This is a genomic window from Enterobacter sp. TCD1-1, from assembly GCF_020567405.1.
Classification (GTDB): Bacteria; Pseudomonadota; Gammaproteobacteria; order Enterobacterales; family Enterobacteriaceae; genus Enterobacter; species Enterobacter quasiroggenkampii.
Genome location: NZ_JAJCXF010000009.1, coordinates 20,747 through 34,120, shown reverse-complemented (window position 1 = coordinate 34,120; position 13,374 = coordinate 20,747). Strand labels below are relative to the sequence as shown.

The following is a 13,374-nucleotide window of genomic DNA, read 5'->3' as shown; positions in this document are numbered from 1 at the left end:
TAAACGTGATGAGAATCCAGTAACCGCGATTATAGGATAAAACGGCTCAGATCTTCATCTGCCACTAACGCATCCAGATGTTTACTCACATATTCTGCGTCAATGGTAACGGTTTGACCGTTCAGGTCGCTCGCGTCGTAAGAGATATCTTCCACCAGGCGTTCCAGTACGGTATGCAGACGACGCGCACCGATGTTTTCGGTGGTTTCGTTCACCTGCCATGCAGCCTGGGCAATACGTTTGATACCGTCTTCGGTGAACTCGAGGTTCACGCCTTCGGTCGCCATCAGCGCTTTGTACTGTACGGTGGCAGAGGCGTTTGGCTCGGTCAGGATACGTTCGAAATCTTCGGTGGTCAGCGCCTGCAGCTCAACGCGGATAGGCAGACGGCCCTGCAGTTCCGGGATCAGATCCGACGGGCTGGCAACCTGGAAGGCACCTGATGCGATAAACAGGATGTGGTCCGTTTTCACCATGCCGTGCTTGGTGGAGACGGTGCAGCCTTCAACCAGCGGCAGCAGGTCGCGCTGAACGCCTTCGCGGGACACGTCCGGGCCGGAGCTGTTGCCGCCGCGCTTACAAATTTTGTCGATTTCGTCGATAAACACGATACCGTGCTGCTCAACCGCGTCGATAGCGTCCTGCTTCAGCTCTTCCGGGTTCACCAGCTTCGCCGCTTCTTCTTCAATCAGCAGCTTCATCGCGTCTTTGATTTTCAGCTTACGCGCTTTTTGCTTCTGACCGCCCAGGTTCTGGAACATGGACTGCAGCTGGCTGGTCATCTCTTCCATGCCCGGAGGCGCCATGATTTCCACACCCATTGGCGCGGCAGCGAGATCGATCTCAATCTCTTTGTCATCCAGCTGGCCTTCACGCAGTTTTTTGCGGAACGCCTGACGTGCAGCAGACGGTTCCGCCTGCTGTTCAGCCTGACCCCAGTTGTTTTTTGCTGGCGGGATCAGCACGTCGAGAATGCGCTCTTCGGCCATCTCTTCCGCGCGATAGCGGTTTTTCTCAATCGCCTGGACGCGCACCATTTTGATCGCCGAGTCGGTCAGATCGCGGATGATGGAGTCCACTTCTTTACCCACATAGCCCACTTCGGTGAACTTGGTGGCTTCAACTTTGATGAACGGCGCGTTAGCCAGCTTCGCCAGACGACGGGCGATTTCGGTTTTACCGACGCCGGTCGGGCCGATCATCAGAATGTTTTTCGGCGTAACTTCGTGGCGCAGCTCTTCGTCAAGCTGCATACGACGCCAGCGGTTACGCAGGGCGATAGCCACGGAGCGCTTGGCGTTATCCTGGCCGATAATGTGTTTGTTCAGTTCGCTGACAATTTCGCGTGGGGTCATTTCAGACATGGGAGATCCTTACGCTTTGGAGGTCAATTCTTCGATGGTGTGGTTGTGGTTGGTATAGATGCAGATATCACCTGCAATATCCAACGCCTTCACCGCGATATCACGCGCGTTCATGTCGGTATTTTCCAACAGCGCGCGGGCAGCAGCCTGGGCATAAGGGCCGCCAGAGCCGATAGCAATCAGGTCATTTTCCGGCTGAATCACGTCACCGTTACCGGTGATGATAAGCGATGCGGTCTCATCGGCGACCGCCAGCAGCGCTTCGAGCTTGCGCAGCATGCGGTCGGTACGCCAGTCTTTCGCCAGCTCAACGGCGGCTTTCACCAGATGACCCTGGTGCATTTCCAGTTTACGTTCAAACAGTTCAAACAGCGTGAAGGCATCCGCCGTGCCGCCTGCAAAGCCGGCGATCACTTTGTCGTTGTAGAGACGACGCACTTTCTTCACGTTGCCTTTCATGACGGTATTACCCAGCGTGGCCTGGCCATCACCGGCGATTACCACATGGCCGTTACGGCGTACACTTACTATTGTTGTCACGAGCAGACCCCCTGGTTACAGAATCGGGAAACAGAAGCCCTGAGCCTGTGCTCAGGGCTGAATTAAATGATAGATGGGGGGGAATTTGGGGGTTTCAACCCCCGGAGGCGAGTCGAATGCAGTTTGTGTGACCGGCGATTTTCAAACGAGAAAGGGTGCCATCGGCATTTTCTTTGCCTTTGACCGGACCAATCACCACGCGATTCCAGCCGTTATTGGTGGTAATACGCGAATCAAACCCTTCAAAGGCCAGCTGCGCGCGCACCGTTTCCGCCTGCTCCGCACCTTTGAACGAACCGCACTGTACCATCCAGCGACGTTCGTCTTTTTTCTCCGCCGTCTGCTTCGGCGCTTCGGTCTCTTTCGTTACCGGCGCGGCCTGCTGCGTTTTCGGCTGCTGGGCGGTGGTATGCGCTGGCGTCTGGAGCAGATCCTGATACGGCTGAGCCGCCTGCTTCTGCGGCTGCGTTTTAGGCTGCTGCTGGACAGGTTGAGACTGCACCGTACGCGTCGGCTGCTGATACGGCTGTTCCGTGACCCGCGGCTGTGCCTTAGGCTGCTGTACCGGCTGAGTTTGCGCCCACTGCTGTTGCTGCTGAATCTGCTGTTGTGCCTGGCGACGCTGCAGCGTTTGCTGACGCTGTTCCGGCGTCTGCTCATTCCACGGCACTTCGTTCAGCTGCGTAGGCTGCTGGCGCATATCGGCCTGCATTTGTGCCAGCAGCTGACGCTGTTCATCCGTCAGCTGATTCGCATTCTGCACTTCACCACCCGCAGAAGGTTCGGTTGGCGCACGCACCCCAGGCTGACGGCTCTCCAGCTCTTTGATATAGCGCCAGCGCTCTTCAGGCTTCGGAGGGAGGCCATTTCCGGCGACTTTACTGGCCTGAAGCGCCTCGGACTCTTCTTTTTTATGGTGCGTGATAAAGTACAGGCCACCAATAAAGGCGACGACTACAGCCGCAGCAATAGCGACCATTGCTGGCGAGACAGCAGGCAGGTTACGTTGCTTTTTTCTTGAGCTACTCTTTTTGCGTCGCGAAGGTGCCGGCTGGCCGCGACGTACATAATCTCGTTGTGCCACTATCGTTTCGCTGTATTTATTCGTTCGTCAGTCCGCCATGTTACTTAAGCGGCGGGGCTTTGACCAGATAAGGGTATCCGAAAGACGTTTACTTTAAGTCAATGCCTGGGTCGTGCCGCGGACGATCAGTTCGCAGTCCAGCAACCGTGATCCGCTGCTAACTGTTTGACCGTGAAGCTGATCCAGCAGAAGCAGCATCGCTTCGCGGCCGATTTGGTAGCGCGGCTGAGCGACCGTTGAGAGCGGCGGATCGCAAAATTCCGAAAGCGAAATATTATCGAATCCGATGATGGATAAATCTTTCGGTATGCGCAGACCGCGGCGTTTGGCATACGATAATGCGCCCAGCGCCATCACGTCGCTGTGACAAAATACGGCGGTTGGCGGCTCAGGCAGGTCCAGAAGTTTCTCCAGCGCCTGTCCACCCGCAGCGAAGGTAAAATCACCTCGTGCAATGTAGTGCGGATCGACGGTGACGCCGGTCCGGCGCAGCGCCTGAACGTAGCCCTGCAAACGGTAGTGACACAGCGGCATCTCTTCCGGCCCGGCGATGCAGCCAATACGCTTATGCCCCAGCTCCTGGAGATAGTTTACGGCGTTGAACGCGGCGGTAAGGTTATCGATATGGACCGTCGGCAGCTCCAGCTCTGGCGCAAACTCGTTGGCCATGACCATCGGCGGTAAATTACGCTGCTCTTCGATGCTGGCATCAAACGGCAGGCGAGAGCCAAGCAGCAGCATGCCGTCGATCTGCTTGGTGATAATGAGGTCGATGAAGGTTTTTTCCTGCTGGTTCTGGTGGGCGCAGTCGCCAATCAGCACCAGGTACCCCTGTTCCGCCGCGGTGACTTCAATACCGCGGATAATCTCGCTAAAGAAAGGGTCACAGATGTCCGGCACAATCACCAGGATGGTGCGCGACTCGTTGCGTTTGACGTTACGCCCCATTGCCTGCGGAAAATAGCCCACTTCAAGCGCAGCCTGCTCCACCCGGTTACGGGTCGCCTGGGAGACTTTATCCGGGTTCATTAATGCGCGGGATACTGTTGCCGTAGAGACCTGTGCTTTCTGGGCAACGTCTTTCATGGTCGCAGTCGCAACCTCTTTCCTGGACTTCAACGTCTTCTCCTCGCCTGAACACCGAACTTCTGACATCACCATTTTTACAGATAGTTAATGGAATCGGTTACAGAATTTTCATAAAAAGTGTGAGGAGCGTTAAATTTTTCGATCCAGCTTCAGCCTTCGATGGGGTCGACGTCCAGGACCCACTTCACTTTTCGCGCTTCTGGCAGGGTGTTAATCAGCACCAGCGCGCCGCTGACGATATGCTGAAGACGAATACGCGAGGGGTGCTGGAGCAAGATCTGCCAGCGGAAACGACCGCCGCGTTTTGGCGCGAGGGCAGGCACCGGGCCCAAAATCCACAGCTGGTTATCCACCAGCGGGCTGGCCTGCAGGAGGTTTCTCAACTGCTGCAGGAAAAGTGGCGCCTGCTGGTTGTTATGATCTTCCGCGCGGATGATGACGTGGCTGGTCCACGGCGGCAGTTGCATGGTCTGGCGTTCGGCCAGCGCCTGCTCGGCAAAGGCGTCATAGCCTTTGTGCAGCAGGGTTTGCAGCAGCGGGTGCTCCGGGTGGTGTGTTTGCAGCACCACTTCGCCCTGTTTACCGGCGCGTCCTGCACGTCCGGCAACCTGGGTGTAAAGCTGGGCGAAGCGCTCGGCGGAGCGGAAATCTGCCGAGAACAGCGCGCCGTCCACGTCCAGCAGAGCGACCAGCGTCACGTCGGGGAAGTGGTGGCCCTTGGCCAGCATCTGGGTGCCAATCAGGATGCGCGCGCCACCGCGATGCACTTCCGCCAGCTGCTGTTCCAGCGCGCCTTTGCGGCTGGTGGTGTCCCGGTCGATACGCGAAATCGGCACGTCCGGGAAGAAGGGCCCAAGCGCCTGTTCCAGCTGTTCCGTCCCCAGACCGACCGGCACAATATGCGTTGAACCACATGACGGGCACTGGCGCGGCACCGGACGCTGGCTGTCGCAGTGGTGGCAGCGCAAATGCCGCTGGGCCTGATGGAAGGTGTAGTAGTGATCACAGCGCGGGCACTCGGCAATCCAGCCGCAGTCGTGGCACAGCAGGGCGGGGGCAAATCCACGACGGTTGAGGAACAGAATGACCTGATTCCCCGCCTGCAAATGCTGGCGCATGCGGGTAATCAGTGCAGGCGCTAGCCCCGCCTGAACCTGCTGACCTTTCAGATCCAGCACGTGCTGAATGGCCGGACGGGCATTCCCCGCCCGGCGCGTCAGGCGCAGCATGTGGTATTTACGCTGGCGCACGTTGTGCAGCGTTTCGAGCGCAGGCGTGGCGGATCCCAAAACAATAGGAATTTGCTCGCTGTGCGCGCGGTAGACGGCCAGATCGCGGGCGTGATAGCGCCAGCCTTCCTGCTGTTTATAGGAGCTGTCGTGCTCTTCGTCGATCACGATTACGCCAAGATTTTTAAACGGCGTGAACAGTGACGAACGGGTGCCAATCACAATCGCCGCTTCGCCGTTTTTCGCTTTCAACCAGGCACTGAGGCGCTCGCTGTCGTTCAGGCCGGAGTGCAGAACCTCAACCGGCGCGTTAAAGCGCTCGCGGAATCGGGCGATGGTTTGCGGCGTCAGGCCAATTTCCGGCACCATCACCAGCGCCTGTTTGCCCTGCGCGAGCACGTTTTCCAGCACGCTCAGGTAAACCTCGGTCTTGCCGGAACCGGTGACCCCCGCCAGCAGCCAGGCAGAGAAATGATCGGAGGCGCTATGAATCGCGCCTACCGCGGTGGCCTGCTCGGTATTCAAACGCAGGCGATCCCCTGAAACGGAGAAATTTTCCCGCCAGTCGTAAAGGGCAGGCGCTTCGCTTGCCAGGTCGCTCAGCCCTTTCTTTCTCAATGCCTGTAGCGCCGTTTCGCTGACCTCAAGCTCGTCGACCTGATGCCGCCAGATTTTCCCCTGACGCAGCGCCGCCAGCGCCTGCTGCTGTTTCTGCGAACGCTTCAGGCTGTTGATGTCGACGGCCTGGCCTTCCTCCGTGGCAAACCAGTACCACATCGGCGCGTGGCTGGCGCTTTTGCCCTGACGCAGCATCATTGGCAGGGCGTGGAACAGGACGTCGCCAATCGGGTGATGATAATAATCTGCCGCCCACAGCAGCAGTCGCCAGGTGCTGGTGGAGTAAACAGGCTCGCTGTCCAGCGCCTCAACGACCGATTTCAGTTCGTTAAGCGGCAGTTCGCTTTTATCGCTGACGGAGACAACGATCCCCACGCGCTGCTGTTTGCCAAACGGCACGGTCACGCGGCAGCCCGCTTTGGCGTTCATGCTGTCGGGCAGCAGATAGTCAAAGGTGCGGGGAAGCGGAACGGGCAGGGCAACGTGAGCGACGGGCATCGAATCTTCCTGACTTGAAAAGTGGCGCGTTAGTATACACATTAGTAAAAGCGGCGTGCGGATCAGTTTGCATACGTTGGTCAAATTCTGTATGATTCGCCGCCTTTGGTGTACTTTACGCCAAAGAACTTACAATCAACATCGCGTGGTGTCTGGCGTTAGGGCTGGAAGAGCGACGCGGCCTTAACTGAGGTTCTCCCATGAAAAAAGATATTCACCCGAAATACGAAATGATTACTGCAAACTGTTCTTGCGGTAACTCTATCCAGATCCGCTCTACCGTGGGTCACGATCTGAACCTGGACGTGTGCGGCAAATGCCACCCGTTCTACACTGGTAAGCAGCGTGATGTTGCAACCGGTGGCCGTGTTGACCGCTTCAACAAGCGTTTCAGCATCCCGGGCGCTAAATAAGCATCCAGAAAAAACCGCCTACGGGCGGTTTTTTTGTGCCTGTTATATCCCTTCTGAATAAATCACACCTGGATATTTCTATCTAAAATAATTAATTACGCATCATTGTATTAAAATATTTGTCTGATGTATTCTTTAACGGATAGTGAACTGCATCTCTCATTTCTTTAATTCTTTGCCACCTTTTAATGAGTGTGTCAAAAATTAAAAGGTTTCTCTCGTTTCGTAAAATTACACTTCGCCCGTCATACATTCTTATTCGCCATTACGACAAGGTGGCTTTCAGGGCGCATTTACTTCGAGGGAACTGTTATGAAATTGAAGCAAGTCTTATTTGTGCTTCCGTTAATATCGTGCGCGGCGCAGGCGGGATATGTGGATTACCGACACGAGTATTACGACGATGGGCGTAACTATGACCGTGTATACATGTCACACCGCTTTGGCACCGGCTTTGGCGTAGCGGTTGAGGCGGTATCGCGCTCCGATAACAAGCAGTCTAACGACGCGCTTAATAATATGGAAAGTAACAGCAACGAATATACCGCAAGCTATCAATTTACCTGGCAAGGTTTTATATGGCAGCCGGGCGTCGCCGTTGAAATGGGTGATGACATGGCCATCTATAAGCCTTATCTGCGCGTACAGTATAATATTAATGACAGCTGGTGGACGGCGTTTCGTTATCGTACGGAGTACACTCGCCGTAATGCTGACGGTAAAGATGACCGTATGGTTTATCGTCCGGAAGTGTGGCTGGGTTATAATATTGATAGCTGGATGTTCGAGTTAAACGGCATTTATAAATTCGCTGATAACGAAGACCTGTATAACAATAAAAAAGAAGATTACGAATATAACTTCCGCGTGGCGTATAACATCGACTCGTGGATCCCGTTTATCGAAGTGGGCAATGTCTCTTCCGGCTATAACACCGCCACCAGCGACGATCGCCAGACGCGTCTGCGCGTGGGTTTAGGCTACAACTTCTAAAACTATCCCGCTGAGTCACCTCAGCGGGATCACACCGCAGTTAGTATTCCCACGTCTCCGGGTCAATACCCAGTTCACGCATGATTACTTTCGCCTCTTCCGGGATTTCGTCACTACGCTCTTTGCGCAGATCGTCATCGTTCGGCAACGGTTGACCGGTAAACGCATGCAGAAACGCTTCGCACAGCAGTTCGCTGTTGGTTGCGTGGCGCAGGTTATTCACCTGACGACGCGTACGTTCATCGGTGAGGATCTTCAACACCTTCAGAGGAATGGAAACCGTAATTTTCTTTACTTGCTCACTCTTCTTACCGTGCTCAGCGTATGGGCTGATATATTCGCCGCTCCATTCAGCCATGAGATACCTTTAATCCTCTCAGTCATTTATTTAAAGGTGCAAAACCGGTAACCACCCGTTTTGAACCGCAATCTTGCCTAGTTTACCGTAGAGACGATACCGTGGCACGGATATTGCCGCTGCAGCGTGCACTAAAGCATATAATTTTAACGGCTATTTGCGCATTGCTCAATCTATACGCAAAGAAGTTTAGATGTCCAGATGTATTGACGTCCATACTTTCAGTGTTTACTCTGGTGCCTGACTTTTCACCTCATTCGCCAGGAAGCCCTCACCATGACGCGTAAACAGGCCACTATCGCAGTGCGTAGCGGATTAAATGATGACGAGCAGTACGGCTGCGTTGTCCCGCCCATTCATCTTTCCAGTACTTACAACTTCACCGGATTTAATGAACCCCGCGCGCATGATTACTCGCGTCGTGGCAACCCTACGCGTGACGTGACCCAGCGCGCGCTGGCCGAACTGGAAGGTGGCGCAGGTGCTGTGTTAACCAACACGGGGATGTCCGCCATTCACCTGGTGACCACCGTGTTCCTGAAACCAGGTGACCTGCTGGTTGCGCCGCACGATTGCTACGGCGGCAGCTATCGCCTGTTTGATAGCCTGGCGAAACGCGGCTGTTATCGCGTATTGTTTGTCGATCAAAACGACGAACAGGCGTTGAAACAGGCGCTGGCAGAGAAACCGAAGCTGGTTCTGGTAGAAAGTCCAAGCAATCCATTGTTGCGCGTTGTCGATATTGCGAAAATTTGTCAGCTCGCAAGGGATGCGGGAGCGATAAGTGTAGTGGATAATACGTTCCTCAGTCCGGCCCTTCAGAACCCACTCGCACTGGGTGCCGATCTGGTATTGCATTCATGCACTAAATATCTGAACGGCCATTCTGACGTGGTAGCAGGCGTGGTGATTGCCAAAGATCCGGATGTTGTCACCGAACTGGCATGGTGGGCCAATAATATTGGCGTCACCGCAGGCGCCTTCGACAGCTACCTGCTGTTGCGCGGCATCCGCACGCTGTCGCCGCGCATGGACGTGGCGCAGCGCAATGCTCAGGCGATTGTCGATTTCCTGAAAACCCAGCCGCTGGTGAAGAAGCTGTATCACCCGTCGCTGCCGGAAAATCAGGGGCACGAGATTGCCGCGCGCCAGCAGAAAGGGTTTGGCGCGATGTTAAGTTTTGAACTGGACGGTGACGAGCAAACGCTGCGTCGCTTCCTGAGCGGGCTGTCATTGTTTACGCTGGCGGAATCCTTAGGTGGGGTTGAAAGCTTGATCTCCCACGCCGCGACCATGACGCACGCAGGAATGGCACCCGAAGCACGTGCCGCCGCCGGTATTTCTGAGACGCTGCTGCGGATCTCAACCGGTATTGAAGATTCTGAAGATTTAATTGCCGATCTGGAAAATGGCTTCCGGATCGCAGCCAAGGGGTAATCATGAGTGTGATAGCGCAGGCAGGGGCGAAGGGTCGTCAACTGCACAAGTTTGGTGGTAGTAGTCTTGCTGATGTGAAATGTTACCTGCGTGTCGCAGGGATCATGACGGAATATTCACAGCCGGGTGACATGATGGTTGTCTCGGCGGCGGGCAGCACCACCAACCAGTTGATTAGCTGGCTGAAACTGAGCCAGACAGATCGCCTTTCTGCGCATCAGGTGCAACAGTCCTTACGTCGTTACCAGAGCGAGCTGATTGCTGGCTTGCTGCCTGCGGACGTAGCGGACGGGCTGATCAGCGCCTTCACGCATGACCTTGAGCATCTGGCCGCCCTGCTGGATAGCGGCATTACCGATGCGGTGTATGCCGAAATGGTGGGGCACGGTGAAGTGTGGTCCGCGCGCCTGATGGCTGCGGTTCTGCAACACCTGGGTGTGGACGCCGCCTGGCTCGACGCGCGTGATTTCCTGCGCGCCGAACGCGCCGCGCAGCCACAGGTGGATGAAGGCCTGTCCTACCCGCTGCTGCAACAGCTGCTGGTGCAGCATCCGGGCAAACGTATTGTGGTTACCGGCTTTATCAGCCGCAGCAACGCGGGTGAAACCGTGCTGCTGGGCCGTAACGGCTCCGACTACTCGGCAACGCAAATCGGTGCGCTGGCGGGCGTGTCCCGCGTCACCATCTGGAGCGACGTGGCCGGTGTTTACAGCGCGGATCCGCGCAAAGTAAAAGATGCCTGCCTGCTGCCGCTGCTGCGCCTGGATGAAGCCAGCGAACTGGCGCGTCTGGCCGCACCGGTGCTGCACGCGCGCACCCTGCAGCCGGTTTCCGGCAGCGATATCGACCTCCAGCTGCGCTGCAGCTACACCCCGGATCAAGGCTCCACGCGCATTGAGCGCGTGCTGGCGTCCGGTACCGGGGCGCGTATTGTTACCAGCCACGACGACATCTGCCTGATTGAATTCCAGGTTCCTGCGGGCCAGGACTTCAGGCTGGCGCATAAAGAGATCGACACGATCCTGAAACGCGCCCAGGTGCGTCCGCTGGCCGTGGGTGTTCACAATGACCGTCAGCTGCTGCAGTTCTGCTATACCGCAGAAGTGGCGGACAGCGCCCTGAAAATTCTGGATGAAGCCGGTCTGCCGGGCGAGCTTCGCCTGCGTCAGGGGCTGGCGCTGGTGGCGATGGTGGGCGCGGGCGTCACCCGTAACCCGCTGCACTGCCACCGCTTCTGGCAGCAGCTGAAAGGCCAGCCGGTGGAATTTACCTGGCAATCGGAAGAGGGCATTAGCCTGGTGGCCGTTCTGCGCAAAGGGCCAACCGAAAGCCTGATTCAAGGTCTGCATACCTCCCTGTTCCGCGCGGAAAAACGCATCGGCCTGGTGTTGTTTGGTAAAGGCAACATCGGTTCCCGCTGGCTGGAGCTGTTTGCCCGCGAACAGGTCACGCTTTCGGCGCGTACCGGGTTCGAATTCATTCTCGCAGGCGTGGTGGACAGCCGCCGCAGCCTGCTGAACTACGAAGGGCTGGATGCCAGCCGCGCGCTTGCCTTCTTTAATGATGAAGCCGTCGAGCAGGATGAAGAGTCGCTGTTCCTGTGGATGCGTGCGCACCCGTATGACGATCTGGTGGTGCTGGACGTTACCGCCAGCGAACAGCTTGCCGATCAGTATCTTGATTTCGCCAGCCACGGTTTCCACGTCATCAGCGCCAACAAGCTGGCGGGGGCAAGCAGCACCGACAAATACCGCCAGATCCACGACGCGTTTGAAAAAACCGGTCGTCACTGGCTGTATAACGCCACCGTGGGTGCGGGCCTGCCGGTAAACCACACCGTGCGCGACCTGATTGAAAGCGGCGACAGCATTCTGGCGCTGAGCGGTATCTTCTCCGGCACGCTCTCCTGGCTGTTCTTGCAGTTTGACGGCACCGTACCGTTCACCGACCTGGTGGATCAGGCGTGGCAGCAGGGCTTAACGGAACCCGATCCGCGCGTTGACCTCTCCGGTAAAGACGTGATGCGCAAGCTGGTGATCCTGGCGCGGGAAGCGGGTTATGACATCGAACCGGATTCCGTCCGCGTCGAGTCACTGGTGCCTGCCGGCTGTGAAGAAGGTTCTGTGGACCATTTCTTTGAAAATGGCGAAGAACTTAACGAGCAGATGGTGCAGCGTCTGGAAGCCGCGAACGAGATGGGGCTGGTGCTGCGCTACGTGGCGCGTTTCGAGGCCAACGGAAAAGCGCGAGTCGGTGTCGAGGCGGTGCGTCCTGAACATCCGCTGGCGGCGCTGCTGCCGTGCGATAACGTCTTCGCCATCGAAAGCCGCTGGTACCGCGATAACCCGCTGGTGATCCGCGGCCCGGGCGCCGGGCGCGACGTTACTGCCGGGGCCATCCAGTCCGACATCAACCGTCTGGCTAAGCTGCTGTAAAAACTCAATTTCCCTTTCCCTGTGGGAGAGGGTTAGGGTGAGTGCAGTCTGATGCACTCACCCCCATCATGAATTTCCCTCATCTTCCCTGAGCAAACCTCACCGTTATTGTTGATTATTTCTATTGACGTCCCTCCGCTTTTCCGTCATTTTTACATCTGGACGTCTAAACGTATAGAAGTTCACAACACAACAGATAATGACACGCGATTGATAGGGGTAGGGTATGAGCTTTTTTCACGCCAACCAGCGGGAAGCACTGAACCAGAGCCTGGCCGAAGTAAACGGCCAGATTAACGTCTCTTTTGAATTTTTCCCGCCGCGCACCAGTGAAATGGAGCAAACCCTGTGGAGCTCTATCGATCGTCTCAGCAGCCTGAAACCGAAGTTTGTCTCCGTGACCTACGGTGCGAACTCCGGCGAGCGTGACCGTACCCACAGCATCATTAAAGGCATCAAAGATCGTACCGGTCTGGAAGCGGCGCCGCATCTCACCTGTATCGACGCCACCCGCGACGAGCTGCGTGCCATCGCCCAGGATTACTGGAATAACGGCATTCGGCATATTGTTGCGCTGCGCGGCGATCTGCCGCCTGGCAGCGGTAAGCCGGACATGTATGCCGCCGATCTGGTCGGGCTGTTGAAGGGCGTGGCTGACTTTGATATCTCCGTTGCCGCCTATCCTGAGGTTCATCCGGAAGCGAAAAGCGCCCAGGCGGATCTGCTTAACCTCAAGCGTAAGGTGGATGCCGGCGCGAACCGCGCCATTACCCAGTTCTTCTTTGATGTCGAAAGCTATCTGCGTTTCCGTGACCGCTGCGTCTCCGCGGGCATCGACGTTGAAATTATCCCGGGTATTCTGCCGGTCTCTAACTTCAAACAGGCGAAGAAATTTGCTGATATGACCAATGTGCGTATTCCGCTCTGGATGTCTAAAATGTACGAGGGGCTGGACGATGACCCGGAAACACGCAAGCTGGTGGGCGCAAACATCGCGATGGACATGGTGAAGATATTAAGTCGTGAAGGGGTGAAGGATTTCCACTTCTACACGCTGAACCGTGCTGAGATGAGTTACGCCATATGCCACACGCTCGGCGTTAGACCAGGCGTGTAACAAAAAAGAGCCCTCTTCGGAGGGTTTTTTGATTTATAAGGGTTTTATTTTCCTGCCATATCAGCAATGCTGCCTTTGACGTACAAAACTCATGTATTTTCCATGGGAAATTAAACGGATTTAACTATCGAATCTGTGGGTTATCTCAACTATACCTTATCAACAAGGGCGTATATCGTAACGGTAACACTGTAAAAGG

The 13,374-nt window shown here is 56.0% G+C and carries 11 protein-coding genes; 5 read left to right on the top strand and 6 right to left on the bottom strand.

Annotated elements, in window-relative coordinates:
• Positions 1-29: 29 nt before the first annotated feature.
• The 5 genes from hslU to priA all read right to left on the bottom strand — a co-directional run bounded on the left by hslU (position 30) and on the right by priA (position 6,422).
• Positions 30-1,364: an HslU--HslV peptidase ATPase subunit gene (hslU, locus tag LJA86_RS21245; RefSeq protein ID WP_023309685.1), complete on the bottom strand. Its 1,335-nt coding sequence runs from the start codon at positions 1,362-1,364 to the stop codon at positions 30-32.
• Between the two features lie 9 nt (positions 1,365-1,373).
• Positions 1,374-1,904 (bottom strand): ATP-dependent protease subunit HslV, encoded by a 531-nt coding sequence (gene hslV / locus LJA86_RS21240; RefSeq protein ID WP_008501802.1) that lies wholly within the window; start codon positions 1,902-1,904, stop codon positions 1,374-1,376.
• A 94-nt stretch (positions 1,905-1,998) separates the two neighbouring features.
• Positions 1,999-2,988, bottom strand: coding sequence for a cell division protein FtsN (ftsN, locus tag LJA86_RS21235; protein WP_032635441.1), 990 nt, complete (start codon positions 2,986-2,988; stop codon positions 1,999-2,001).
• Between the two features lie 93 nt (positions 2,989-3,081).
• Positions 3,082-4,107 carry a DNA-binding transcriptional regulator CytR gene (cytR, locus tag LJA86_RS21230; RefSeq protein ID WP_021242811.1) on the bottom strand — a complete coding sequence of 342 codons (1,026 nt, stop codon included), beginning with the start codon at positions 4,105-4,107 and terminating at the stop codon, positions 3,082-3,084.
• Between the two features lie 119 nt (positions 4,108-4,226).
• Entirely contained in the window at positions 4,227-6,422 is a 2,196-nt protein-coding gene (priA, locus tag LJA86_RS21225; protein WP_167215582.1) for a primosomal protein N', read from the bottom strand.
• A gap of 200 nt (positions 6,423-6,622) precedes the next feature.
• On the opposite strand from priA, the gene rpmE reads away from it, so the two are divergent.
• A complete protein-coding gene (gene rpmE / locus LJA86_RS21220) occupies positions 6,623-6,835 on the top strand; it encodes a 50S ribosomal protein L31 (protein WP_003862040.1) in 213 nt (70 codons plus the stop codon).
• Between the two features lie 312 nt (positions 6,836-7,147).
• Complete coding sequence (locus LJA86_RS21215; protein ID WP_028015662.1) at positions 7,148-7,828, top strand: oligogalacturonate-specific porin KdgM family protein; 681 nt, start codon at positions 7,148-7,150, stop codon at positions 7,826-7,828.
• A gap of 40 nt (positions 7,829-7,868) precedes the next feature.
• Here the strand turns inward: LJA86_RS21215 and metJ are convergent, their stop codons facing one another.
• Entirely contained in the window at positions 7,869-8,186 is a 318-nt protein-coding gene (metJ, locus tag LJA86_RS21210; protein ID WP_003862042.1) for a met regulon transcriptional regulator MetJ, read from the bottom strand.
• A 276-nt stretch (positions 8,187-8,462) separates the two neighbouring features.
• On the opposite strand from metJ, the gene metB reads away from it, so the two are divergent.
• The 3 genes from metB (at position 8,463) to metF (ending at position 13,175) form a co-directional block, all read left to right on the top strand.
• The gene (metB, locus tag LJA86_RS21205) at positions 8,463-9,623 is read left to right on the top strand and encodes a cystathionine gamma-synthase (protein WP_045909121.1); all 1,161 of its coding nucleotides are present in this window, start codon (positions 8,463-8,465) and stop codon (positions 9,621-9,623) included.
• A gap of 2 nt (positions 9,624-9,625) precedes the next feature.
• Entirely contained in the window at positions 9,626-12,058 is a 2,433-nt protein-coding gene (locus LJA86_RS21200) for a bifunctional aspartate kinase/homoserine dehydrogenase II (RefSeq protein ID WP_229226695.1), read from the top strand.
• A gap of 226 nt (positions 12,059-12,284) precedes the next feature.
• Positions 12,285-13,175: a methylenetetrahydrofolate reductase gene (gene metF / locus LJA86_RS21195; RefSeq protein WP_024909186.1), complete on the top strand. Its 891-nt coding sequence runs from the start codon at positions 12,285-12,287 to the stop codon at positions 13,173-13,175.
• The last annotated feature ends 199 nt before the right edge of the window (positions 13,176-13,374 follow it).